This is a genomic window from Zhongshania aquimaris, from assembly GCF_019312595.1.
GTDB lineage: Bacteria > Pseudomonadota > Gammaproteobacteria > Pseudomonadales > Spongiibacteraceae > Spongiibacter > Spongiibacter aquimaris.
Map to the genome: position 1 here is coordinate 353,265 of NZ_JAHWDQ010000003.1, position 24,315 is coordinate 377,579.

Genomic DNA, 24,315 nt, shown 5'->3' on the forward strand with positions numbered 1-24,315 from the left:
GACCTCAAGTCGACTTTAGGTTGTACGCTAGCACTAGTTCGAAATCGAAACAAGCAAAGGAGAGATTTATGAACAATCTAATGGTTGTATTTTTGATCGGAATTGGAGCAACTGCCCTGATGGACTTGTGGAGCATATTGAGGAAATCATTGCTCGGGATTACCCCCCCAAATTATGGAATGGTGGGGCGTTGGTTAGCCTATATGACGCATGGAAAATTTCATCATGGTTCTATTGCAGCATCTGCTCCTATGCAAGGAGAGTACTTTATTGGATGGATTGCCCACTACTTGATAGGTATTGCCTTCGCAGCCGTGCTGGTTGGTACTGCAGGCAAGTCTTGGATTCTCAATCCAACAATTGGTCCAGCGCTCGTTGTTGGTGTTGGAACAGTGGCAGCGCCCTTCCTATTAATGCAGCCGGGCATGGGGGCTGGCATTGCCTCATCTCGAACACCGAAACCAAACTCTGCACGACTGCATAGTTTTGTTAATCATGCAGTTTTTGGGCTTGGCCTATATGCATCAGGATGGGCACTAAAACTATATTGTTCAATATGAAAGTCAGTCTTAATAAACCCTACACAGGAGAATCATATGTATATTCCCGCTCGCTTTTCCCCAATTCTATTCAGCGCTTTGCTCTCGGCCATCATGGTCTGCATTGTGTCTGCCTTCGTCCTTGCAATCTCACAAGGGATTCATACAGGATTTGCCGGGCAGTGGTTCAAAAGCTGTATAACGACATGGCCAATAGCCTTTCCTACAGTCGCCATTGTAGCCCCGATGGTAAGAAGAATAGTCGGGAGGTTGACAAGATAAATTAGGAGGCAATTTTCTAAAGATAATTAATGACCGCCACAGTCCAGATGTGCGGCGGTCTAACGCCCCGCTCTGCCAGCGGCAACGCGGAGCTTTTTGTGGGTTAAAATGGAGCGTAGCGACAGCCCACAAAAAAAGTGGAGTGTTAACGCTCGGACAGCAGCGGTTTGTCAAGCATGACCAAGTTCAATCGCCTCTTTATGCTCAAAAAGTAAATCCACAATATTAGAAGCCGAAGTTGAATCAAACTCCTCCCCCATGCTTTCTACTTGGATATCTTTTAGCACTCCAAGCACACCTTCACGGTCGCAAGCCTTCAGCTTTTCCAAAACAGCGGGCACATAGGATCTGTACTCTGCACGAGCAGATATATAGTGATTTACACCGATAGGATCCCACTTGTAAAAGAGAACCTCATCAACTCGCCTTTCTAATTCATCGGTCTTAAATCGATCCATCAATAATAATTCCGATTAATGCTTAACGCAGCCAATACAGGCCGAGCAAAGCGAAGTCCAGCCCGCGCTTTTTTGCGGGCGATGTGCTTGGCCTTGTTAAATTTTTGATGCTCACAACTATATTTTCCCAAGTATTTTTGGCACCAGATTAATGATGCCTGTTGCTTCCCACACCGGGTAACCCAGAATGCCAACGAGAAGTCCCCAGAAACACCCAAACCAGACTGGATGCTCTTTAACCTTATCGTTTGGCCAAATCACGCCTCGGATAGCAAAGGATAAAACCACCATTAACAAAACTACCTCAACAAGAAGCCAGCTTGAAAATAGCACTCCGATGAGGGCCACTAAACAAGCAATAATTATCGATTCTCTTTTTGGTAGCACCATACTTTCCCTGAAATTTAACGCCCTAAGCAGAGGCGCCAGCTTTGCTGGCGTCCTGCTAACTTAGTTTGTTAACTGTAATTTCTCTAGCCAGCGTATACCATTGATTGTTTTTAATTTTATTTGTTTCATCTGCGGTCGGTAGAACTCTGGAGTCTAGAAATGATGACGCCAAAGGATGGAACTTACCCACACAGAGATCAAATGCTTTTCTTTTTGGATTTAATTCGTAATTACCCCTATGAATCATTTGGGCATTGAATATCAACACATCACCTAAAGAGAGTTCAATAAGCTTTGAGTTTGGAAGTGAATCACTATTTTTGTGACCATTTAACTCAAATCTAACCTCGCGTTCTAAATTTGTATCCCATCTTTTATGCGTACCCGTTACAAGCTCTATGCCCTTTTCTTCAATTAAGGGAATCCGCACATGGAGGCTTAACATATTATTTTGCTCATCGCACTGCACTGAATCTTCAATTGGGCTGTATTGCATATCTCTATGCCAAGAAGGCTTAGATTTCCTGTTTAATGGATTGAAAAATAGTTGAGTATTATGAAAATGAATACCTTCGCCAAACATATCTTCAAGAGCCTTTGTAAGTTTTACAGAAGCTATAATTTCGAAAAACTCCTTTCTTAAATCTGGCGCATCAAAAAAGTACTCGGGACTTGTTAATGAATGCATATTCACAAGTTTGCTTGCAATAATTTCCGCTTCATTTACTGAAAACCACTTTTCATAGATACGGTCAACATGCTTAGCAAGCGATGCCACTTCCTCTTTATCAAAGAAGCCTTTTAAGACGGCATATCCAAACTTTTCATATTGTTCTATCGGGTTCATAGAAACTTCCAAATTACAGTTAACGCCTCAATCAGCAGACGCGTTAGCGGTCGGCTGCATTGACTTGTTAGCAGGTTCAACTGACACACTTGGTTCAGTGTTTAGCAATGCAACAGCCGAATAAATGGCGAAAACAATTGGAATCACTAACTCTACGAATATTCGAACGAAAAACGCAGGCCGAGCCTGGAAATATGTTTTTCTTGTTCTTTCGTGAAAGAACTGCTCCATATCTGAGTCTCTGTTGCGTACTTCTCGTTCGGCTTCTTCCTTCAATTGTTCAAGTTCTTTTGAACGGAATACTAATTGCCATGCGATTAATTCAGAATATAGGTAGACAACAAAGGTCACTCCGAAGTAACCGATTGCACAAGCCAACAATAGCAAAAGGGACTCTTGATTCGCAGATGTGAAATCAACACCGAATGCCGATATTTTGGTAGGCACCAGACCAACCTTAGCGATCACAACCCCTACGACTGCCGCAGCAAGCAAGTTTCTACGAGACTTCCTCGTAGTTTCGTTTAGAGGCTCTCGTAACCTATCAGAAAATGGGTTGGAATTACTCATATCTCTCCTTGCCTGCTAACTACTTAGGCAATATATCACTTTGGCCCCCTAGAGCTTCAGTATGGATTTAAAAATACAAGGGAGTTCAATGAAATAGCGACCCCGCTATTCGCGAGCGCCGGTCAAACGAAGACTAACTCCCTATATTTCTGCCAAGCATTCCCTTTCCATTGATCATATCGTGTTTTTTATCAATTTCAACGAGTTAAGTCGCTGCTTAGGCAGATAGTGGGAGGTGCTCTCTCGTTCACTTACCGCGATCATGGCAAGACCATGGGTGACCGCCATCACTCCGCATTGCAACTGGCCAGCCCGTTATTAGCTGCTCAATTTTTCCCCTTTTCGCTAAATTAACTTGACGCCTCCTCCAAGCTGACTCAATATTAAACACGTGTTTAATATTGAGTCAGCTTTGCTTTGCCTATGAACATCAGCCCAGCCCCCAGAAAACGTGGCCGCCCTAAAAAGAGCGAGGCCCCCGCCCTGTCCATCGAGCAATTACTCGATGCCTCGGCAGATATCTTCGCCCGCGATGGCTATGACGGGGTTTCGCTGCGCAAGCTGCAAGATGAGTTAAATGTTAGCTACACCTTTTTTCACCACTATTTCAGTTCAAAAGAGCAACTGTGGCAGGCCGTTGTAGATCGCTTGTGTGGCGCAACCACCGCCAAGGTATTAGAGGCACTGCAGCACATTGATGACGACCACAATGAGCTAGACGCCCTGAAAGAAGGGATTGCGGTGTATATCCGCAGCGCGTTTGAACACCCAGCGCTCTACCATATTTGCCAGCAGGAATCGCTCCGCGAGGGGCCTCGGCTAACGTACATTCATAAACATTATTTTGAACCCGCCTGGCAGCTAATCAGCGATATGGTCGCCAAGGTAGATGGCGTGGGTGTTATCAAAGACATTCCTATAGAGACGCTGTTCTTTGTTGTGCAGTCCGCCACGGCACCGGTAGTGCAACTGCCTTTTTATCAACGCCTCACGGGTAAAACCCGGCTAGACCCAGCATTTGTAGAAACCCATATTCAACAATCCATAGACCTGCTGTTTCACGGCTGGCACAAATAAAAGCACGGAGACAAACATGAAGGCATCAGCTGATTATTTAAACCTGCCACGCAAATCAACAGATAAGATTCAGCATCTGCCCGGTGACAACGGCAAGATGCCGATTCTTGGCGACACAGTGGAGTTTCTCACCGATTATTTGGGCCTGGTGTCGCGCAAGCACAAACTTTACGGCCCAATTTTCCGAAATAATGCACTGCTGCAACGCTCAGTCGCTCTGCTAGGCCCAGAGGCTAACGAACTTGTACTGAAAGACAGCGACAAGATATTTTCAAGTAAGAAGGCGTGGGATCCAATTCTAGACAAACTTTTCCCAGACGGCTTAATGCTGCGCGATTTTGACGAGCACCGTTTTCACCGCCGTATTCTACAGGCGGCATTTAAGAAGGATGCCCTGCAAGGCTATCTCGACGACATGAACCCGCGGATGCGCGAAGGAGTTGCGGCATTCCCCAAAAATGCCGAGTTCGGATTTAAAGACAGTATCAAATCACTGCTGCTAGACGTTGCCGCCCAGGTATTTATGGGCGTAAAAATGGGCGATGAGGCCGACGCGATCAACAAGGGCTTTCTGCACGCAATGGAAGCCTCAATGGCGGTTGTTAAACTCCCCATTCCGGGTACAACATGGCAGAAAGGCTTAAACGGGCGCAAGACATTAAAGAACTTTATTGAAAAACATATTGAAGCCAAGCGCGCCACCGAAAGCAGCGACTTCTTCTCGCAGTTTTGCCACGCAAAGGACGAAGATGGCAATGAGCTAAGCAATGACGCGGTGCGCGACCACACTATCTTTTTATTGTTTGCAGCCCACGACACCACCACCAGTACGCTGTGCTCGATTATTTACGCACTGGCCAAAAATCCCGAGTGGCAAGATATTTTGTACGAGGAGTGTAAGCTCATTGATGGCGACCATCTCAACTACGACGATCTGCCAAAACTCGACAAGGCGGCATTAGTCATGAAGGAAGCGCTTCGCATGTACCCGCCCGTGCCCGCCATACCGCGCCGCTTAATTAAAGAAACCGAGATTATGGGTTACACCCTACCCGCCAATACCGGCATTGGTATCTCGCCACTGTTCACCCACTACATGGAAGAATGGTGGAGCGAACCAACCAAGTTTGACCCCGAACGCTTTTCCGCTGAACGCGCCGAACACAAACGCCACCTATATCAGTGGATACCTTTCGGGGGCGGCGGTCACAAATGCATAGGTTTAAACTTTGCGGAAATGCAGGTTAAGTTGTTTATGTTCCACTTGCTTCGCAACTACAAAATCAGCACCAAGCCCGGCTACCAAATGAAATACAATGCGGTGCCCATCTCCTTCCCCACCGACGGCCTACCCGTAACAATTACGGCGAGGTAGTAGCACCTAGATAGCACCCCGCTGTGCGTCAGTAATACCTTGTTATTACTGACGCACCGCCACTTCTCCTCGGTAATCAGCCAAAGAAAAAAGCCAGCAATAATGCCTCCTAATTAACAGAACAGTTGATTAAAACATGTTGACGTTAACGTAAACTGCAGATAGAGTTGGCACATTCGATACCGCAGGTAGCCGCAACCATGGCTGACAAGACTTACACCATCTCGGATTTGGCGTCAGATTTTGACGTAACGACCCGTACCATTCGCTTTTACGAAGAAAAAGGCCTGCTCACGCCCCTGCGCGACGGCCAAACGCGGATTTACAGCGCCGCCGACCGCATCAAACTAAAACTCATATTGCGCGGCAAACGCTTGGGCCTCTCGCTGGAAGACAGTAAAGACATTATCGAGATGTACGACCCCGAGCACGACAACAGTCCTCAGCTCATCAAACTCATTGAAAAAATACGTGAACGTCGCCGCCTGTTAAAAGAACAACTCAAGCAGCAGCTGCAGGATCTTGAAGACATGATTTACGAATTGAACGAAGCGGAAGATCGCTGCCAGGAAGCATTAGATGAAATGAATAAAAAGAATAACTAACTCACATATTCAGCAATCCAAAGGACAACACCATGAGCACGTCTTACCCCACATTGAATTTCGGTCTCGGTGAAGAGATTGAAATGTTGCGCGATGCCACCCGCCAATTCGCTCAACAAGAAATTGCGCCCCGCGCCGAAAGTATTGATAAAGACAATGCCTTCCCGATGGACCTGTGGCGCAAAATGGGTGACATGGGCCTGCTTGGCATTACTGTCTCTGAGCAGTATGGCGGCAGTGATATGGGCTATTTAGCCCACGTTATCGCCATGGAAGAAATCAGCCGTGCCTCTGCATCTGTCGGCCTGTCTTACGGCGCGCATTCAAACTTGTGCGTTAACCAAATTTTCAAGAACGGCAACGACCGCCAGCGCGAAAAATATCTGCCCAAGCTATGCTCCGGCGAGCATATTGGCGCATTGGCCATGTCTGAGCCCAATGCCGGTTCAGACGTTGTCAGCATGAAACTGCGAGCCGATAAAGACGGCGACCACTATGTGCTGAACGGCAATAAAATGTGGATCACCAACGGCCCCGATGCCCACACCTATGTGATCTATGCAAAGACCGACATCCATGGCGGCCCACGCGGCATTACCGCCTTTATTGTCGAGCGCGATTACCCCGGCTTTAGCCGCTCACCCAAGCTCGACAAACTGGGGATGCGCGGCTCAAACACCTGCGAATTAGTGTTTGATAATTGCAAAATCCCAGCAGAAAACATACTGGGCAATGAAGGCGACGGCGTTAAAGTACTGATGAGCGGCCTCGACTTTGAACGCACCGTATTGTCAGGCGGCCCCACCGGCATAATGCAAGCCTGCCTCGACGTGGTGATCCCCTACCTCCACGACCGCAAACAATTCGGCCAAAGCATTGGTGAATTCCAATTAATGCAGGGCAAATTGGCAGACATGTATACCGAATTAAATGCCAGCCGCGCCTACCTCTATACGGTTGCAAAGGCCTGTGACCGAGGTGAAGCCAGCCGCAAAGACGCCGCTGCGGTTATTTTGTATACCGCAGAACGCGCCACCCAAATGGCCTTACAAGCCATTCAAGCCCTGGGCGGCAATGGCTACACCAACGAATTCCCCACGGGCCGTTTATTGCGTGACGCCAAGCTTTATGAGATTGGCGCTGGCACCTCTGAAATCCGACGCATGCTGATTGGTCGTGAACTTTTCAAAGAAACACAGTAAGCAACGTTAACCGGATTCAAAAACTAAATTTAATAGGTATAAGCACTATATAGGCACCGCGAACATGACTGTACTGACATCGACGATTAACCCACGCGATCCGAGCTTTATAGAAAATGCCGAGCACATGCAGGCACAGGTTGATGACCTTAAAAATCTGGTCGCGCACATCAATCAAGGCGGTGGCGAGAAGTCCCAGCGCCGTCACACTGAGAAAGGTAAATTGCTGCCCCGCGAGCGCATCCATGCCCTGGTCGATGTCGGCGCGCCTTTCTTGGAGCTGTCTCAACTCGCCGCCTATAAAGTCTATGACGAAGAACTCGCCGCGGCGGGTGTGATCACCGGCATTGGTCGCGTATGCGGCCAGGAGTGCATGATCATCGCCAATGACGCGACAGTAAAAGGTGGCAGCTATTTTCCGCTCACGGTGAAAAAACATTTGCGAGCGCAAACCATTGCGCAAGAAAATAATTTGCCCTGTATTTATCTAGTTGACTCAGGCGGCGCCAACCTGCCCCGCCAAGACGAAGTTTTCCCGGATCGGGAACACTTTGGTCGTATATTCTTTAATCAAGCCAATATGTCTGCGATGGGCATTCCCCAAATCGCCGTGGTTATGGGCAGCTGCACGGCAGGTGGTGCCTATGTACCCGCCATGGCTGACGAGTCTATTATTGTCAGAGAACAAGGCACCATCTTTTTAGCCGGCCCACCACTGGTGAAAGCCGCCACAGGTGAAGTCGTCAGCGCAGAAGATTTAGGCGGCGCCGATGTCCACTGTCGCGTGTCGGGTGTTGCCGATCATTACGCGCAAAACGATCACCACGCACTGCAGCTAGCGCGCAATGCCGTTAAGCGCCTAAACCGTAACAAACGCATTTCACTCGATGTTAGTCCGAGTATCGAACCGGCTTTACCGGCAGAAGAAATTTACGGCATCGTGCCAAAGGACAGCCGCAAGCCCTACGACGTTCGCGAAGTTATCGCACGCATTGTGGACGGTTCGGATTTTGATGAATTCAAAGCCCTATTCGGCACTACCCTGGTGTGTGGCTTTGCCCGTATTTTTGGCTACCCTGTCGGCATTGTCGCCAACAACGGTATTTTATTTTCTGAGTCAGCACAAAAAGGCGCGCACTTTATTGAGCTTTGCGCACAGCGCAAAATTCCACTGATCTTCTTACAAAACATCACCGGCTTTATGGTTGGCCAGCAATACGAATCTGGCGGCATAGCCAAACACGGCGCCAAAATGGTCATGGCCGTTGCCTGTGCCCAAGTGCCAAAACTAACGGTATTGATTGGCGGCTCTTTTGGCGCCGGCAATTACGGCATGTGCGGCCGCGCCTACGATCCACGCTTTATGTTTATGTGGCCTAATGCGCGCATCTCAGTAATGGGCGGTGAGCAAGCTGCCGGCGTTATGGCACAAATCAAACGCGACCAGTTTGAGCGCGAAGATAAAAACTGGCCTGCCGAAGATGAAAAAGCCTTCAAGCAGCCGATTCTTGATACCTATGAAGAGCAGGGTCACCCCTACTTCGCCTCGGCGCGGCTTTGGGACGACGGCGTTATCGACCCAGCAGATACCCGCATGGTCTTGGGTTTAAGTTTGTCTGCCAGCCTGAATAAGCCGATAGAAGAAACCAAGTTCGGCGTGTTCAGAATGTAGGCAACTGCCACAGCGCCAAGTATCCGCATTCGCAATAGCGTAACTGTGAAAAACAAATTCGGGTAGCACCCAGGAAGCACAAACATGTTTGATAAAATATTAATTGCAAACCGTGGCGAAATTGCCTGCCGGGTTATTAAAACCGCGCGCAAAATGGGCATTCTTACTGTTGCCGTGTACAGCGATGCAGACCGCAATGCCCTGCACGTCAGCATGGCCGACGAGGCTATCTATATAGGCGCATCTCCGGCGCGGGAGTCTTATTTAGATGTCGATAAAATTATCGACGCAGCCCTCGTAACCGGCGCGCAAGCCATTCACCCGGGCTACGGATTCTTATCTGAAAACGCTGAGTTCTGCCGTCGCTGCGCAGCGGAAAATATCGTATTTATCGGGCCACCAACCGGCGCCATCGTTGCGATGGGATCAAAGTCCGCCGCCAAACAAATCATGGAAAAAGCCGGTGTTCCACTGGTGCCCGGCTATCACGGCGACGATCAAGACCCAGAGATAATTCGCAAAGCCGCAAACGACATGGGCTACCCAGTGCTACTTAAAGCCACTGCGGGTGGCGGTGGCAAAGGTATGCGCCAAGTATGGAGCGCCGAGGAATTCGACAGCGCCCTGCAAGCAGCAAAGCGCGAAGCACTCAATGGCTTTGGCGACGACACCATGCTGGTTGAGAAATACCTGACTCAGCCCCGTCATATTGAAATACAAGTTTTTTGCGACAGCCACGGCAATGCCGTTTACTTATTTGAACGGGACTGCTCCATTCAGCGCCGCCACCAAAAAGTCATTGAAGAAGCACCCGCTCCCGGTTTGAGTGACGCGCTGCGCAGCGAAATGGGCGAAGCTGCAGTGCGCGCAGCACAGGCGATTGACTACGTTGGCGCCGGTACGGTGGAGTTCCTGCTGGACATCGACGGCAGTTTTTACTTCATGGAAATGAATACCCGCCTGCAGGTTGAACATCCTGTTACCGAAATGATTACCGGACTTGATTTGGTTGACTGGCAGCTCTGCGTTGCAGCCGGCGGTACACTGCCACTGCAGCAGAATGAACTGCAAATTAAGGGGCACGCTATCGAAGCGCGCATCTACGCTGAAGATCCGAACAATGAATTCTTGCCGCAAACCGGCACCCTTCACTTTTTAGAAACGCCTGCTGAATCAGCAAACGTTCGGGTAGATACCGGCGTTCGTGAAGGCGACGATGTCAGTGTGTTCTACGATCCAATGATCGCCAAACTAATCGTTTGGGATACGGATCGCAGCACGGCCTTACGTCGTTTAAGCACTGCGCTAAAGCAATACCGCATTAGCGGCGTCATTAACAATATCGATTTTCTTCATACCATCAGTCGTCACCAGGCGTTTGCAGACGCGGACTTCGATACCGGCTTTATCGGTAAACATGAAGAAAGCCTGCTTGATATGGCCAACACGCAAAGTCCAACTAGTATTGCGCTAGCGGCGCTGTATTTAGTGCTAGTGCAAAAGCAACGTATTCATCGCTTCGCGACCTCCAGCACTGACCCAAGCTCGCCTTGGAACAACCCCTACAACTGGCGCCCAAATCAAGCTGCTGAACATCGCTTTACGCTAAAGATGGGCGACGAGCTGTACCCTGTTTCGGTATCCGCGCAATCAAATACTGACAACTCTGCGTTCATCATTCGCTTTGCCGATACATCCTATATTGTTAACGGCAGCTTAGATGGACGAAACATAAAAGCTGATATTAATGGCCATAAGGTGTCCGCGACCGTCGCGGCAAACCAGGGCAACTACTGTTTATTCAGCGCAGAACAGACTCTGAACTTCTCTATCGAAGGACCAGACCTGGGCGACAACAGCGATAACGCTGGGGAAAACCAACTCGTCGCGCCAATGAACGGCACAGTAGTCAGCCACCTGGTCGACACTGGCAGTACGGTAAGCAAAGGTACACCGCTGATGATTATGGAAGCGATGAAAATGGAACACACCATTCGCGCACCAGCGGACGGTGTTGTAAATGTTTTTTACTTCCAAGCCGGCGAACTCGTTAGCGGCGGTGCCGAACTCATTCAATTTGAGAGAACCGAATAAGAATGACTTTGCCATCGGCTGCACGCATCGTTGAGGTCGGGCCTCGCGATGGCCTACAAAACGAAAAGCGCTACTTCGACATCGGTGTTCGGACGCAGCTCATCAATATGCTTGCCGACGCCGGTATCAGCCATATCGAAGCCGGTAGCTTTGTGAGCCCAAAATGGGTACCGCAGATGGCAAATAGCGATCAGGTATTCACTGGCATAGAACGCAGAAGCGACACCTTTTACATTGCACTCGTACCTAATTTGCAAGGCTTCGAATTAGCAGTGCAAGCACGGGCCAACGAGGTAGCTATTTTCACGAGCGCCTCAGAAGCCTTTGCGCAAAAGAATACCAATTGCTCGATAGCGGAGAATTTAGCCCGTTTCAGCCCCATTCTCACCAGGGCAAAGCAAGTAAGCATTCCCGTTCGCGGCTATGTCTCTTGTATCGCGGGCTGCCCCTACGAAGGTGATATTGAACCTGAAGCAGTGGCGAATCTTGCGGCTAAACTGATCGCCATGGGTTGCTACGAAATATCGCTGGGCGACACCATCGGCAGCGCCCGACCGGAGCAAACAGCGCAAATTCTTAAGGCAGTAATACAACAAGTGCCGGTAGAAAAACTCGCGGTGCACTTTCACGACACCAACGGTCGCGCACTAGACAATATTCGCACCGCACTTGAGTTTGGCGTCACGGTAATTGATAGCGCGATTGCCGGTTTAGGTGGCTGCCCTTACGCGGAAGGCGCCTCTGGCAACGTCGCATCTGAATCGGTAATTGCGCTGTTAAACGAGCTCAATATCGAACACGGCATCGACCTCACGAAGCTACTCAAGGCAAGCGACTTCATTCAAGCTGCGCTAAGCAAGACACAATAAATTTCACACCTTAAGATTAAAACAGCAGGACATATGTAATGGCTGAGCGTTTATGGCAAGCATCCCAAAGCAGAATTGAGAGCGCCAACATCACCGCTTTTCAGAAAAAAGTTAGCGCTGAAAATGCCATTAACATCAGCAGCTATGACGACCTGTACAACTGGTCGCGAGCCTTTCCAGAAAAGTTCTGGTCAGCGGTGTGGAGCTTTTGCGACGTGCGCAGCTCAGCGCCCTACCACTCTGTCATTAGCAGAGGAAATACGTTTGCCGACACACAGTGGTTCGAGGGCGCAAAACTTAACTTTGCTGAAAACCTACTGCGCCGTCGCGACGACAAATGCGCCATTGTATCGCTATTAGAAAACGGCCAGCGCCGGAGTATTTCCTACGCCGAACTTTACACAGACGTTGAGCAATTGGCGGCCGCGCTTCGCGATCAAGGTGTTAGCGCAGGCGATCGCGTCGCCGGCATTATGCCCAATATCCCAGAAGCGCTTATCGCCATGTTAGCCACTGCCAGTATCGGGGCGATATGGTCATCGTGCTCACCCGACTTTGGTACCCAGGGCATCCTGGATCGTTTCGTACAAATACAGCCTAAAGTACTATTTTGCAGCGACGGCTATTACTACAACGGCAAAACCATCCACTCCCTAGCTACGGTAAAGTCCGTCGCAGAGCGTATTCCCGAACTGAGTAAAGTTATTGTTGTTCCGCTTATCAATGAACGTAGTGACTTGAGCGACATACCCAACAGTATCGGCTTTCCGCAATTTTTATCGGACGCGCCACAAACAGCGCTGCACTTTGAACAGCTCCCGTTCAATCACCCTCTGTATATTATGTATTCCTCGGGCACGACAGGCGTACCCAAATGCATCGTTCACAGCGCCGGCGGCACTCTGCTTCAACACCTTAAAGAACACAGCCTGCACACCGATATAAGCGCGAACGATGTGCTGTTCTACTACACCACATGCGGGTGGATGATGTGGAACTGGCTGGTGTCCGGCCTAGCATCTGAATGCACGCTGGTGCTTTACGACGGCTCCCCTTTAGCTGGGAATAACACGCTGCTGCTCGACGCGATTGATAGCGAGGGCATCACCGTGTTTGGCACTAGCGCGCGATATATCGCCGCTGTGGATAAGGCCGGTATCAAACCCCGCGAATCCCATTCGCTGGCAAGTTTAAAAACGATCTTGTCCACCGGCTCACCACTCAGCGACGAAAGTTTTAATTATGTTTATCGCGATATAAAAGCAGATGTATGCCTGTCTTCAATCAGCGGCGGTACCGACATCATCTCCTGCTTTGTTCTAGGCAATCCGATTCTTCCCGTTTACTCCGGCGAAATACAATGCCGTGGCTTGGGCATGGCAGTAGAAGTTTGGGACGATGAAGGCAACGCAGTCTATCAACAAAAAGGTGAACTGGTTTGCACCGCGCCCTTCCCTAGCTGTCCCATCGGCTTTTGGAATGATAGCAATGGCGAAAAATTCCACGATGCCTACTTTGCCACTTATCCTGGAATATGGGCGCACAGTGATTACGCAGAAATAACGGAAACCAACGGTGTGATCATTCACGGCCGCAGCGACGCTGTACTTAACCCCGGCGGCGTACGTATCGGCACCGCAGAAATCTATCGTCAAGTAGAAAAGATTAGCGAGGTCGTCGACTCAGTCGTCGTTGGTCAGAGCTGGCAGAGTGATGTACGGGTAATCTTATTTGTCGTTTTAGGAGACAAGCTGAGCTTAGATGATTCGCTAATTCAAACTATCAAAACCACTATTCGCAGTAATACCACACCCAGACACGTGCCTGCAAAAATAATACAGGTGCGCGACATACCCAGAACGATCAGCGGCAAAACCGTTGAGCTTGCAGTGCGTGAAACCATTCACGGCCGCCCCGTTAAAAACACTGATGCACTGGCCAATCCAGAGGCGCTGAACTACTTCAAGAAATTGGCGGAATTAGCAAGCTGACATAGAGGTCGAGTGGCTAATCTCTCAGTATCAAGGTAATAAGCTACGGCATCGCAAATCGATGCCCAGAGGCTGAGTTACGTGGACAGATCGAAATTACTCCACGATTTTACTGTGTTCTAAATAATCCAGCAGCCTTTCCTGCAGATGAAGAATTGCATCCGGATGCGCAAGAAATTCGGGTACGTCCATAAACCTCCAATACTTCCCCTCATCACCAAAGGAAATATTTTCTGCCTCAGCAAGCGATAGTTCACCGACAAAAAAGTATCCGTAATCGCCTGGTTTGGAAAGGTCATATCGTTGTTTATAACGAAGTCTTTCTATCGAAAATTTAATGCCAAACTCTTCATGCAATTCACGGACTACACATTGTTCAGGGGATTCATCGAACTCTCTGCCGCCACCAGGAAGATCAAACATTCCGGGAAAAGGTATCCCCTCCTTCATATCTCGCATATAGACCAGAATTTTGCCATCCATAAATAGCGCTAATTTACACCCTGAGAATTCACCTGTTGTCATTGTTCCCCTCCGCGCTCATATCTCAGCCAACACGTGCAACGATAAAGCTATCACAGTGACTACTCGTCTTAAGCCTTTGCAATGAGGTACGCCCCTGCGCAAACCATAAAGCCACCAGCCGTGTTTTTTACAGCGCGTTCTTTATCTAACCCTCTAGCGAGTGACACGACCCTCTTTGCCGAATAGGCATAACCGAGTTTGACACCACCAACCGCGACGATGGTCACAAAAACAACGATTGTGATATCCGACGTATTAATGGTGGCCAAATCAACAAACGCAGGAAACAGGCTGGCATAAAATAATATGGCTTTCACATCGCCAAGTGTAAGAATTAATCCCGAGAGAAAACTTGCTGACAATGTAGATCCAGACCGAGTAGAAGCCGCTACTAGCGATGAAGGTTTCGATCTTAAAAGGCTTATGCCGAACCAAATCAGATAGACGCTTGCCATATACCTCAGACCGAGAAACAAACTCCCCATCACGTCGGCTAGCGCAGCCATGCCAAAAATAGCGAGAAAAACAAAAACGAGATCACCGACTACGATTCCGGTGGCAACAGCAACACCGTTTAAAAATCCCGCTGTCGAAGAGCGTACAACAACCAAGGCGACGCTGGCGCTCGGAACAAGTGACAAAGCCACCATTGCGCTAAACAGAATGACTATCTCAACTAGATTCATAACGATCTCTAGACGTAACGCCTCCAGGAAAAACCCAAGTCCAAGAATCTTTGGCGCCCAGGTGCTACCTCTTCAAAGTACGGCTGAATATACGATACCCGTTTTTGGTATATATAATCATAATACTAGGGGGAATTATTAAGCGGCAACCCCGAATAAAGCACCCACCCCAGCGGTCAAGCACATTGCAAGCACCCCCCAAAAAGTAACCCGAGAGACAGCGACTATAACGGGCGCACCGCCAGCTTTCGCTGCCAAAAAGCCAAGCAAAGCAAGGAATAAGAGTGCGCTGATTGACACAGCAAGCATAAGTCCAGACGCGGGGAATAACAGTACAACGAGTAGAGGTAAAGCAGCGCCCAGTGAAAATGTCGCTGCCGACGCGAACGCCGCCTGAATTGGCCGAGCCGTCGATGTTTCTGAAATACCAAGTTCATCACGTGCGTGCGCGCCAAGTGCATCGTGCTTCATCAATTGAGTTGCCACTTTGCTTGCAAGTTCCGGCTCTAATCCGCGACTAACGTATATCTCTGTCAACTCCGCCTGCTCTTGAACTGGTGAATTGAGCAACTCCCTACTCTCTCTGGCAAGATCAGCTCGCTCTGTATCTGCCTGGGAACTGACAGACACATATTCACCTGCTGCCATCGACATCGCACCCGCAACAAGACCGGCAACCCCCGTAAGCAATATCGTCGCAGAATCGGCTCCCGCTGCCGCCACGCCCAAGACTAGGCTAGCGGTAGATACAATCCCATCATTTGCGCCGAGAACGGCGGCACGAAGCCAACCGATTCGTTCGGTCCTATGCTTTTCAAAATGCGTCATACCAATCTCCCGCTATTAGTAGACAAAACAAGTAGATCATCGCACGAGACGTGACCAAAGAAGTATTGTTTGAATAGGGAACACAAGAAAAACTCATCGCGTATTTGTCCTATGCAAGTATCTGGATCAATGCAGCACTCTTACAACTGGAAACCCACCATAAGATTGTTTGCTTCCGCAAAGAAAAACGCCTGCATTGTAGAAAGCACAACACGAAGTATTACGACGATAAGGATGAGACAGGACTTTTTATAACCAGATCATCGGCGATGGATACTAGCTTAAAATAACATCGGCTGTGTTAGCGATGTTGTTTTACTCGCTCCCGCACCTATCAGCGCTGCGCATCGCCTTTAGGCTTGTCCGTTTCAGCAGGCGCATTTTCACGCATCATCGGTGCCAACACCGGCTGAATAATTTTTAACAACTGTGTTGCCAAGCCACTGGTGAATTCAAAGCCACCAGACGTGGCGCCGCCAACGTGGGCGAGGATTACTCCAAAAAAGCGATCACCAATATAGAAGGAAAATATCGCATTGCGGTTGACGGATTCTTCGGCGATAAGACGCCCGCCAGCGCCGTATGATTTTATTTTGTGGTCACCCGTTCCGGTTTTGCCACCGACTTGAATGGGCTTGCCGCTGGCATCGAGGAATAAGCCTTTTAAACGTCTTGCGGTGCCGTTCTCTACAACGCCCGCTAAGGCATTGCGCACTGTCTGGCTAATCTCAGATGACAAGACTCGCTCACCGACCGGTGATGCACGTTCAAACGCGGTTTCGTATGGTGTTCCGCTAGCAAATTTGAGGCTATCGATCTGTCTAAACGGCACTCTGATACCGTCGTTGACGAGTATTCCCATCAGTTCAGCCAAGGCCACGGGGCGGTCAGCCGACGCACCCAATGCGGTGGCATAAGAGGCAATTAAACTGCCGAAGGGGTAGCCCATACGCTTCCATTGATGATGTATTGCAACGAAGGCATCGCGCTCTAATAGAATACGAATACTGCGATCCTGAGCCCGCTGCTTGCGCGATTTAGTCAACCACGAGTAGGCGTCTTGACGCACCGCTGCACTCGCCTCGACAATCGTGCTATGCGAGGGATTGTCGTTTTCTAATAGGTATCTAACCAACCACAGTTCAAGTGGATGAACACGCGAAAGATAGGCGCGATCATTGCTGTTAAAGCGCTCTGGATCGTACTGTCTGTAAAGCTTGTCGACATCCGCTTCTGCGAGTTCTTCAGCACTTAAGCGCATAGTCAAAAACGAGTTCAAGGCTGCCACATCGGCGTCGGGACGAACCGAGCGAAACGCCATTGTTAAGCGGCCGGGAAACGGCTTAGTACGGCTAGCGAGATGCTGAAGTATGCTCGGCGCATTCAACTGTTTGTATTGATTGTAGAACTGATTTAGATAAATATTGCCCTCAAGGTCCGCAAAGCGGTAGAGGTAATCTTGTCGGCGTGGCTCGCCACGATCTTGCAAGACTTCACGTGAACCTGGAATTTCCATGGTGTAGTAACGTGCAACATCACGCATCATTCGCACGAACACTAAGTTCACCGAACGATACAAGGCATCAGCCACCGTCAGCGTCCGCGAATTATCTAATTTGTCGAAATTGCCGAATTTATGCAGACCGCCAGCGGTAAAAAATGACTCGCCCGGATTCGCGGAATACTTGCGCTGCATAGCAGCATCCAGCAACGCCATTAATTCAATATTGGGATTGGCAATTAATTGATCTAAGGTCCAACGACGCAGCGGGTCTTCGGCGACATCGCGCGCGAACAATAAGTCTTTTGACGAAAGCTCGCGGTACTTGAGATACACCTTTTCGATAATATCAAGATAGGTAATGAGGGTTCGTAATTTGGCGGTGGAACCCAAATCTAATTTCGACCCTGTATTCATATCAAAGGGCATATTCAAGTTGTCAGTTTGAACACGCAGCACATTGCCTCTAGGCGTGCGCTCATAGAGCAGCACACTGTAACTCAAGGCGCTTAGCTGTCCTTCCCGTAACAAGCGCTCGCCCATCAAGCCGGAATCTTTGGCGTAATCTAAATTGGTTGCTTGTTTTAATAAGCTTTCTACCTTGGCCTGGGTCTCACCGGCAATCGTGGTATTCACCGTAAGATCTAAACGATCCAAAGTGTAAAGGCTGTTCACCCCTAAGCGCGTCAGTAACTCATTGCGCACATTATTAATGGCCTTTCTTTCAACGAAGCTTGTGGGCGGCAAAACCTCACGACCCACAAAGGTCAGTTGTTGGGCAATCGCTGCGTCGCGCAATGCAGCGCCTACAATGCCATTCTTTGCCAATATACGCAGATACGATGTGGTCAGTTTTTCGAGTTCATCGCGGCCTTCTAGCAAATAGAAGGACGGCCTGCGCTGAGACAATAATAAGCTGAGCGCCGCTTTGTACACCCTCGCCTTTTCATTTATACCCACGGTATCGCTGGTCGAGGTTAAAACGTAATTGGCGTATTTTAAATCGATGCCATACCACCGCTTCAAGCCATCGCCAATACCATGAATCTCACCGTAACCGGCGCGACCTGACAGCGGTGTTGAGTTTAAGTAATCGAGAACGATCATTTTTCTGGCGTCGCGACTACTTTTGTCAGAGTGATAATAGCGGACGCTGGCAGAAACCAGCTGACGCAGTTTTTCATTGTGATCAGAGGTAAGCCCGCGTGGCGAATAGCGGTACTTTTCCATTTGGGTCGCGAGCGTGCTCCCCCCCGGCCCAGACTCGCCAGGATGGAGTATCCGCGAAAATGCCGCTTGCGTTAGTCGGTCCCACTCCACAACAGGATTTTTAGTGGGACTTTTCTCCACCAGCAATTCGCGATTCTCTATAAACAACAGCGATTTTAATAATAGCGGTGGGATTTCTGCATAGTTGCGAAAATAACTTTGCGGTTCTCGGGCTGAGAAAAGCGTCGATCCGTTTTCGCCAAAAATGGTGAGCCCTGTCTGGGGAGGAGTTTGGTATGGCGGGTTTCCGCCCCAGCGGCTATACCGCATCAGCGGTTCCGCGAATCGCGACTGCTTACTGATATCGAAGCCGTTTTGCTGCAGGCGACTGCTAAAGTCTGGCAGACGGGTATAGCCGTTCTGGATGTTGTAAGGTCCGTGGCTAGGAAAGGCGATGGAGTCTGAGGGGCCGTCCTTTATCTCGTAGTCGAGACTGGCCGCAAACTTGGTAAAATAATGAGACTGAAAATAAGACGTATTATATTCGAACGTCACCAGCCCTATTAAGGCCACTAGGACAAATAACACCGCGAATAAACAGTACTTTTTAGCGCGCTTCCATGTAATCACAATAGTAAAGCCAAACTCCGTCTAATAACGAAAACCACTATACCGCAGTTAATGATCCAAGTGCCAAAACTGACCACGGTTTGTGATCCAGTTTGGAGCGGCAGCATAATCTAGGTGCAAGTTATTCGATAGAGCTGGCGCTACTATATTTAGTGTAATTAAGCACGCTGAAAGCAAGGGTTCAAGGGCGAACAATAGCCCTTATGCCAGCATACTCCGCTGTTCTTGATAATCCTTCTCAATAGCCTCATCTAAGATATCTAACAGGCCGGCACGCATCTTCAGTTTCGTCGCCAAATGCGCCGCCATATTGAGCCCTGCCAGGCGCTGAGCTTCGCTCTGTGCAGCGTCCATTAGCTGATCTGCAGCCACTATTTTATCCAGAATACCGGCGCTCAGTGCCTCAGCCGGTGAGAACATTCTCGCGGTAGCAATCGCGCTCTGAAAATAAGATGGATTTAAGCGTGCACGCGGCAATTCCACCCCAAAATGATGCATGGTCATTCCGATTTGCACTTCATTCAAACCAAGCTGAAAAGGACCATCAACACCAATCCGAACATCACAGGCCATCAGTAAAAAACAACCCTGTGCGATGGCGTGGCCTGTGCACACGCCCAACACTGGGGTCGGAAACGCGAGTAAGCGGCGGCACAAGGTCGAGCCGGCCTTCACCATGTCAACGCCAGCGGCCGCATCCGCCTGAAAAACCTTCAAATCGAAACCAGCAGAAAAAATACCAGGCTGTCCCACAATCATCACCACGGCTTGATCTTGCTCTGCGCGATCCAGGGCTGCGTCAATAGCGGCAATATGCTCGGGCGACATCGCATTGACCTTGCCATTGCGCATACTTATCGTCGCAACTTTCCCGTCTAGCTGGTAATCCACTAAATCGCTCATCTTCTCTCCGTGTTATCACTGAAAACATATATCTGTGCATTCTATGCAATCGGCATGGTTCTCGCCAGTCATTCAATTCGGAGGAGAACACTGCAGCAAATTAAAACCCCTCGGCTGACTGCATCGCCCATAAATGAGCGGCTGCCAAAGCGCGCCACGGAGTGAATTGAGCCAGCCACTGCTCGGTTTCATCCCCGCTTAGTTTTTGCTGTCGGCCAAGCAGGCTTTGTAGATTTCTTCTTGCCGCGACATCGCCATGCAGGGAGCCATTTAAATAGCCGAAGCCTCGCAGTAAGGCGTAGTTGACTGTCCACGGCCCTATTCCGCGCAAGCCAAGTAAATCGTTGCTTATGACTTCTGCCGAATCAGGCGTGAGTTTGATACCAGAATCTAAATCCGCAAGCACCAGTGATTGGTTTTGGATTGCTAATGCCAGCGTCAGCAAGGCCTTGGCCTTGCTGTCTGACAATCCAACACTGCGCAACGCGCTTACATCGCAAGCTGCAACCCTTGCTGGGTCAGGGTGACACAACAAGCCAGAGGAATGCTTTAGCCCCAGCAATGTAATAAACCGACGACGAACAGCGACCGCTGCACTGACGCTAATTTGTTGTCCGGTGATTGCCCAGCATAATGCTTCGAAGGGGTTTATCGATTGGGGCACGCGTAAGCCGGAGTTGCGCCCGACAAGCCGCGCGAATTCATGATGGCCCGCTACATATTGTTCAAACCCAAGGATGTCTTGATCTAAACCCAGTACACGAGAGCTTAAATATCCTAAGCGACGCGTCCAGGCTTTGCGCTGGGCGGCATCAACTTTTACCTCGGCGATATCTATATTTAAGGAGATACGCGCCGCATTGCCTAAAAAACTGATGTTCAAGCACGCTGGATGGCCAAACCAAAGCAAAGCTTTGTCGACGCTATCAAGTTGCGCGATCAAGCTAAGCCCGTTGGGGTCGACCTTTGCGTAGACACGTTCAGCGACGTGCTCTTTATCGCGACCGTAAAAAGCCAATACATCGCCGAATCGATAGCTTGCTGGCAGCGCTAAATCCACCACCAGCCGAAGACTACTCCGCGCAGCTGGCATAATATACTGCCTTCTGGAAATACCGCATTTAGCGAGCAATAAGGACGGATTTTGACCCTGCGGTTACCGTGCCATTGGTACCAGAAATTGACACTGGTGAGCCTTGGTAGCTTGCCGGCGCCTTACTTCCACTACCTAAACTCACCAAGCCAGCATCGACCGTGGCGGCACTGCTCTTTAAGAGAATGCTCGTTACAGCACGCAACTCCAAAGAGCCCGACGATGTAATAACAATCTTGCCGTCTTGGATTTGCATCGCACTACTCAGGGCGGATTGACTTTGCTTTAGGGCTTTTAATTCAGCATTTGCGGCAGTCATTTCCTTGAGGACTAACTCTAGACCGGCCTGTAATTTTTCAACTTGCGCCTCAAGTACTTTGATTTTTTGCGCATTGTCACTTATTACATCAGCGGCGCTACTGGGCAGTGCGACAAACATAAGGCAGGTAAAAAAGGGGTAACATAGAAATGTGCGAAGCTTAATTTGATAATGACGCATTTGCATTCTCCAAAAGGGCTGATCCCCTCAATCATAATACAAATGCGCCGATCCGTACGCTAATCAACAAAGCGCTTACGGTATTCAGCAAACTGTGCTTTTAGGCCCTCTTCCGTTAAGCCAAACTGCTCAAGCGTGTATTCGTGGCTGGGGCGACTATCGCGACGATTGTCTTCTTGGTGCTTTTCCATCGCCGCGCGGGCGGTATCAGTGAGATCCATACCGATAAAGTCATAGACTTTTTTCACCGACGACAAGGGATCGACCACAGTGTCTTTATACCAAACATCGAGAAAGGACTGCGGCTGCTGATCTCGCACTTGCAAAGTGTGTAAGGTGCCCCGTGCATACTTGGCCGCCCACTGTTCACCCACAACTTTGCCATCGACATTGTCGCTACACATAATCCACAGGTTGTAGTTCATGCTCGCCGCAGACGGAATCGTTTGCAGCGGATCGCGATGGGTCTGCACAATCTTGGCGTCGGGAAATACACTCAACAATGTAGCAATATGATGAATATGATGCGGGGTTTTTAATAACCAGCGTTCCGCGACTTGACCACTGCGTTTTTTCTGCCACTGCAAACACTGCAATAAACGCTTTAAGTATTGGTACGCCGGCGTATTGTCATGCTCATCATTCCATTTACCGTAGCTAGGCACATTGCAAAACGCGTCCGGCACCGTACTGTAAAAGCTGTGCTCAAGAAGCAATATATCTTCGTCTGCAGCAACAGGGTCCATGGGGTGAATAGCAGCCAGTTCTGGGTTGGCTGCCAACATGCCCGCCACTTCCTCTTCAGCAGATGTTATGCGAGCATCCTTACTCTTAAAATCCCAATCTAATTCTGGCGCCGGATTACGCACCTCATACCAAAGTGGCGCATAGAAACGCTTATCTGCGGCGAGTATTCGGTGGAAAAAAGTCGACCCTGTTCTTTGCAAGCCGATGATAACAACGGGGGAATTAATTTCCTCGTCAAGAATCTCGGGATGCTTTTCAATCCAGGCCTCAACTCGCAGACGATTAATTAAAATATTAAGAATGCGCTGATACTGACCAAAACGCCCCCCGGCATTTAAATCGGCTTCATCGTTCAAGGAAGCGACCAGCACCTTAAGCGGCTCCCGAAACGACTCGTCACCAAAGTCATGCAAGCCGGTCACGGTCATTGCCTCTGCCATTAAGGTTTCTGCAGAAAGGTCTACTTCGGGTATAACAAATTCTGTGCTCAAAATACTTTCTCCTAGACTCTGCTAATTCATTTTATTTTTGTGCTAGCTCAGCCAACTTAACCACAGTACAGCGAGGATGCACGATGCGATCGGCACCAATCCAACGGAACGCCATTGTCCCCTCTGCGTGGCCAGTGGTATCCAGCCAGTTATTGCATCCAGGATCTTGACTCGACACCACGATACTTACACCACCCCCGTCTCGATATTTTGCGGTGTGCTTATTGACGTGGATCTGTACGTAGCGATATTCCAATGACTCCATCCAGTAATTGTTTAACTGGAAATTCCAGTTATCACATTGCGGAATATCGTCAACTTCAATTAGCAGCGCCTCGTCGGCAGCCAAATTAAAATAGCCGTGATAATAGAAAATATTCGGATCGCCACCCAGCTTTTGGCAATACTCCTGATCAGCTGGCGGCAGGCTATTGGGGTTTTCTTTAAAGCCCTTGGCCCAATCAGCAAATAGGGTTGCAGTGCCTTTTACAAACGCCGCGGTGTTAGCGAGATCCGCCTTTAACTTAGCACCTGTGAGTGGCGCAGGTTTGCTATTGGCGCTATCAAGGCGGGTAATTTTCAAGTCGGCAAAAATTTCAGTGCTGCGATCTAAATAGGTTTCACGCACTAGCACCGCCAACGTATCCTCGGTGATCTTTAGCCAGTTACCCGACTTGGGTGTTTGCGAGAGAATCACATCGATGGTGCCATCGGCATTTATTTCTAGACCACTATGGGTGTCAATCGCCCCCACCGAGCGCATATTTCCGTCTTCTTCTTCGTAGCCACCCGCTATCGCGATAAAACCTAAATAGGCAACTGTGCCGCGCGGACCGCTTATGAGGTAGTCGTGCGCGCCGTTTATCTCAGCCCGCAGGTAGTGATTATCCGGGTTATCTGCGCCGATTTTAGCGGTTTCATGTGACGGTCTGTAAAAGCTCGGAAAATCGCGATCACTGCATTCCATGAACATGTCTAAAGCAATGCGAGTTAGGCGAGTTAAATAACGCCAACCCTCCGCACGACTTAAATCATCGATTGGAGCCTCAGGACGAATAATCTGCTGGCCGGCGGCTTTTAGCTCGTCGCAAAACGCCTCCCAGGCATCAATATCAACAAGCGGATTTGGGGTGTTTTCTGGCATCTGACTACTCCTGTTATTATCAGCTTCATTCTGGCAGCAAGATGCGTATTCTTGCATCACCCAGACAGGTGACGCAGATCTGAGCGGC

At 49.3% G+C, this 24,315-nt stretch carries 23 protein-coding genes; 10 read left to right on the forward strand and 13 right to left on the reverse strand.

Annotation, left to right across the window (positions count from 1 at the left end):
* Positions 1 to 68: 68 nt before the first annotated feature.
* Entirely contained in the window at positions 69 to 560 is a 492-nt protein-coding gene (locus KXJ70_RS13220) for a DUF2938 domain-containing protein (protein ID WP_219043978.1), read from the forward strand.
* A gap of 36 nt (positions 561 to 596) precedes the next feature.
* A complete protein-coding gene (locus KXJ70_RS19590; RefSeq protein WP_219043979.1) occupies positions 597 to 821 on the forward strand; it encodes a DUF2798 domain-containing protein in 225 nt (74 codons plus the stop codon).
* Between the two features lie 170 nt (positions 822 to 991).
* Here KXJ70_RS19590 and KXJ70_RS13230 read toward each other — a convergent pair whose 3' ends face one another.
* From KXJ70_RS13230 to KXJ70_RS13245, 4 genes are all read right to left on the reverse strand, one after another.
* Positions 992 to 1,279, reverse strand: a complete 288-nt coding sequence (locus tag KXJ70_RS13230; protein ID WP_219043980.1) for a hypothetical protein — start codon at positions 1,277 to 1,279, stop codon at positions 992 to 994.
* Positions 1,280 to 1,396: 117 nt separating this feature from the next.
* Positions 1,397 to 1,669, reverse strand: coding sequence for a hypothetical protein (locus tag KXJ70_RS13235; RefSeq protein ID WP_219043981.1), 273 nt, complete (start codon positions 1,667 to 1,669; stop codon positions 1,397 to 1,399).
* 55 nt (positions 1,670 to 1,724) lie between these two features.
* Complete coding sequence (locus KXJ70_RS13240; protein WP_219043982.1) at positions 1,725 to 2,516, reverse strand: phytanoyl-CoA dioxygenase family protein; 792 nt, start codon at positions 2,514 to 2,516, stop codon at positions 1,725 to 1,727.
* Between the two features lie 27 nt (positions 2,517 to 2,543).
* Positions 2,544 to 3,086: a hypothetical protein gene (locus tag KXJ70_RS13245; protein WP_219043983.1), complete on the reverse strand. Its 543-nt coding sequence runs from the start codon at positions 3,084 to 3,086 to the stop codon at positions 2,544 to 2,546.
* Positions 3,087 to 3,509: 423 nt separating this feature from the next.
* On the opposite strand from KXJ70_RS13245, the gene KXJ70_RS13250 reads away from it, so the two are divergent.
* The 8 genes from KXJ70_RS13250 to KXJ70_RS13285 all read left to right on the forward strand — a co-directional run bounded on the left by KXJ70_RS13250 (position 3,510) and on the right by KXJ70_RS13285 (position 13,971).
* Positions 3,510 to 4,163 (forward strand): TetR/AcrR family transcriptional regulator, encoded by a 654-nt coding sequence (locus KXJ70_RS13250; protein WP_219043984.1) that lies wholly within the window; start codon positions 3,510 to 3,512, stop codon positions 4,161 to 4,163.
* A gap of 16 nt (positions 4,164 to 4,179) precedes the next feature.
* Complete coding sequence (locus KXJ70_RS13255; protein ID WP_219043985.1) at positions 4,180 to 5,538, forward strand: cytochrome P450; 1,359 nt, start codon at positions 4,180 to 4,182, stop codon at positions 5,536 to 5,538.
* A gap of 200 nt (positions 5,539 to 5,738) precedes the next feature.
* Positions 5,739 to 6,143, forward strand: a complete 405-nt coding sequence (locus KXJ70_RS13260) for a MerR family transcriptional regulator (RefSeq protein WP_219043986.1) — start codon at positions 5,739 to 5,741, stop codon at positions 6,141 to 6,143.
* Between the two features lie 32 nt (positions 6,144 to 6,175).
* A complete protein-coding gene (locus KXJ70_RS13265) occupies positions 6,176 to 7,345 on the forward strand; it encodes an isovaleryl-CoA dehydrogenase (RefSeq protein WP_219043987.1) in 1,170 nt (389 codons plus the stop codon).
* Positions 7,346 to 7,409: 64 nt separating this feature from the next.
* Positions 7,410 to 9,017, forward strand: a complete 1,608-nt coding sequence (locus tag KXJ70_RS13270) for a carboxyl transferase domain-containing protein (RefSeq protein ID WP_219043988.1) — start codon at positions 7,410 to 7,412, stop codon at positions 9,015 to 9,017.
* Between the two features lie 84 nt (positions 9,018 to 9,101).
* Positions 9,102 to 11,111, forward strand: coding sequence for an acetyl/propionyl/methylcrotonyl-CoA carboxylase subunit alpha (locus tag KXJ70_RS13275; RefSeq protein WP_219043989.1), 2,010 nt, complete (start codon positions 9,102 to 9,104; stop codon positions 11,109 to 11,111).
* 2 nt (positions 11,112 to 11,113) lie between these two features.
* Positions 11,114 to 11,980 carry a hydroxymethylglutaryl-CoA lyase gene (locus tag KXJ70_RS13280; RefSeq protein ID WP_219043990.1) on the forward strand — a complete coding sequence of 289 codons (867 nt, stop codon included), beginning with the start codon at positions 11,114 to 11,116 and terminating at the stop codon, positions 11,978 to 11,980.
* Between the two features lie 38 nt (positions 11,981 to 12,018).
* On the forward strand, positions 12,019 to 13,971 hold the full coding sequence (locus KXJ70_RS13285; RefSeq protein WP_219043991.1) for an acetoacetate--CoA ligase: 1,953 nt from the start codon (positions 12,019 to 12,021) through the stop codon (positions 13,969 to 13,971).
* Between the two features lie 96 nt (positions 13,972 to 14,067).
* Here the strand turns inward: KXJ70_RS13285 and KXJ70_RS13290 are convergent, their stop codons facing one another.
* The 9 genes from KXJ70_RS13290 to KXJ70_RS13330 all read right to left on the reverse strand — a co-directional run bounded on the left by KXJ70_RS13290 (position 14,068) and on the right by KXJ70_RS13330 (position 24,227).
* Positions 14,068 to 14,496 carry an NUDIX domain-containing protein gene (locus tag KXJ70_RS13290; RefSeq protein ID WP_219043992.1) on the reverse strand — a complete coding sequence of 143 codons (429 nt, stop codon included), beginning with the start codon at positions 14,494 to 14,496 and terminating at the stop codon, positions 14,068 to 14,070.
* Between the two features lie 68 nt (positions 14,497 to 14,564).
* Positions 14,565 to 15,182, reverse strand: a complete 618-nt coding sequence (locus KXJ70_RS13295) for a LysE family translocator (protein ID WP_219043993.1) — start codon at positions 15,180 to 15,182, stop codon at positions 14,565 to 14,567.
* Between the two features lie 138 nt (positions 15,183 to 15,320).
* Positions 15,321 to 16,010 carry a VIT1/CCC1 transporter family protein gene (locus KXJ70_RS13300; protein ID WP_219043994.1) on the reverse strand — a complete coding sequence of 230 codons (690 nt, stop codon included), beginning with the start codon at positions 16,008 to 16,010 and terminating at the stop codon, positions 15,321 to 15,323.
* 334 nt (positions 16,011 to 16,344) lie between these two features.
* Positions 16,345 to 19,275, reverse strand: a complete 2,931-nt coding sequence (locus KXJ70_RS13305) for a transglycosylase domain-containing protein (RefSeq protein WP_219043995.1) — start codon at positions 19,273 to 19,275, stop codon at positions 16,345 to 16,347.
* Between the two features lie 276 nt (positions 19,276 to 19,551).
* Complete coding sequence (locus tag KXJ70_RS13310) at positions 19,552 to 20,253, reverse strand: crotonase/enoyl-CoA hydratase family protein (RefSeq protein WP_219043996.1); 702 nt, start codon at positions 20,251 to 20,253, stop codon at positions 19,552 to 19,554.
* A gap of 100 nt (positions 20,254 to 20,353) precedes the next feature.
* Positions 20,354 to 21,346, reverse strand: a complete 993-nt coding sequence (locus KXJ70_RS13315) for a DNA-3-methyladenine glycosylase 2 (protein WP_219043997.1) — start codon at positions 21,344 to 21,346, stop codon at positions 20,354 to 20,356.
* Positions 21,347 to 21,374: 28 nt separating this feature from the next.
* Positions 21,375 to 21,845 carry a hypothetical protein gene (locus KXJ70_RS13320; RefSeq protein ID WP_219043998.1) on the reverse strand — a complete coding sequence of 157 codons (471 nt, stop codon included), beginning with the start codon at positions 21,843 to 21,845 and terminating at the stop codon, positions 21,375 to 21,377.
* Positions 21,846 to 21,904: 59 nt separating this feature from the next.
* Entirely contained in the window at positions 21,905 to 23,083 is a 1,179-nt protein-coding gene (locus tag KXJ70_RS13325; RefSeq protein ID WP_219043999.1) for a sulfotransferase family protein, read from the reverse strand.
* Between the two features lie 31 nt (positions 23,084 to 23,114).
* On the reverse strand, positions 23,115 to 24,227 hold the full coding sequence (locus tag KXJ70_RS13330; RefSeq protein WP_219044000.1) for a DUF1214 domain-containing protein: 1,113 nt from the start codon (positions 24,225 to 24,227) through the stop codon (positions 23,115 to 23,117).
* Between the last annotated feature and the right edge of the window lie 88 nt (positions 24,228 to 24,315).

Bases quoted from the DNA above. Each gene is read 5' to 3' on its own strand.
- KXJ70_RS13255 (WP_219043985.1), top strand. From the start codon at position 4,180: ATGAAGGCATCAGCTGATTATTTAAACCTGCCACGCAAATCAACAGAT.
- KXJ70_RS13315 (WP_219043997.1), bottom strand. From the start codon at position 21,346: ATGCCAGCTGCGCGGAGTAGTCTTCGGCTGGTGGTGGATTTAGCGCTG.
- KXJ70_RS13250 (WP_219043984.1), top strand. From the start codon at position 3,510: ATGAACATCAGCCCAGCCCCCAGAAAACGTGGCCGCCCTAAAAAGAGC.
- KXJ70_RS13320 (WP_219043998.1), bottom strand. From the start codon at position 21,845: ATGCGTCATTATCAAATTAAGCTTCGCACATTTCTATGTTACCCCTTT.
- KXJ70_RS13280 (WP_219043990.1), top strand. From the start codon at position 11,114: ATGACTTTGCCATCGGCTGCACGCATCGTTGAGGTCGGGCCTCGCGAT.
- KXJ70_RS13295 (WP_219043993.1), bottom strand. From the start codon at position 15,182: ATGAATCTAGTTGAGATAGTCATTCTGTTTAGCGCAATGGTGGCTTTG.
- KXJ70_RS13235 (WP_219043981.1), bottom strand. From the start codon at position 1,669: ATGGTGCTACCAAAAAGAGAATCGATAATTATTGCTTGTTTAGTGGCC.
- KXJ70_RS13270 (WP_219043988.1), top strand. From the start codon at position 7,410: ATGACTGTACTGACATCGACGATTAACCCACGCGATCCGAGCTTTATA.
- KXJ70_RS13290 (WP_219043992.1), bottom strand. From the start codon at position 14,496: ATGACAACAGGTGAATTCTCAGGGTGTAAATTAGCGCTATTTATGGAT.
- KXJ70_RS13265 (WP_219043987.1), top strand. From the start codon at position 6,176: ATGAGCACGTCTTACCCCACATTGAATTTCGGTCTCGGTGAAGAGATT.
- KXJ70_RS19590 (WP_219043979.1), top strand. From the start codon at position 597: ATGTATATTCCCGCTCGCTTTTCCCCAATTCTATTCAGCGCTTTGCTC.
- KXJ70_RS13240 (WP_219043982.1), bottom strand. From the start codon at position 2,516: ATGAACCCGATAGAACAATATGAAAAGTTTGGATATGCCGTCTTAAAA.
- KXJ70_RS13245 (WP_219043983.1), bottom strand. From the start codon at position 3,086: ATGAGTAATTCCAACCCATTTTCTGATAGGTTACGAGAGCCTCTAAAC.
- KXJ70_RS13330 (WP_219044000.1), bottom strand. From the start codon at position 24,227: ATGCCAGAAAACACCCCAAATCCGCTTGTTGATATTGATGCCTGGGAG.
- KXJ70_RS13275 (WP_219043989.1), top strand. From the start codon at position 9,102: ATGTTTGATAAAATATTAATTGCAAACCGTGGCGAAATTGCCTGCCGG.
- KXJ70_RS13310 (WP_219043996.1), bottom strand. From the start codon at position 20,253: ATGAGCGATTTAGTGGATTACCAGCTAGACGGGAAAGTTGCGACGATA.
- KXJ70_RS13220 (WP_219043978.1), top strand. From the start codon at position 69: ATGAACAATCTAATGGTTGTATTTTTGATCGGAATTGGAGCAACTGCC.
- KXJ70_RS13230 (WP_219043980.1), bottom strand. From the start codon at position 1,279: ATGGATCGATTTAAGACCGATGAATTAGAAAGGCGAGTTGATGAGGTT.
- KXJ70_RS13285 (WP_219043991.1), top strand. From the start codon at position 12,019: ATGGCTGAGCGTTTATGGCAAGCATCCCAAAGCAGAATTGAGAGCGCC.
- KXJ70_RS13260 (WP_219043986.1), top strand. From the start codon at position 5,739: ATGGCTGACAAGACTTACACCATCTCGGATTTGGCGTCAGATTTTGAC.
- KXJ70_RS13300 (WP_219043994.1), bottom strand. From the start codon at position 16,010: ATGACGCATTTTGAAAAGCATAGGACCGAACGAATCGGTTGGCTTCGT.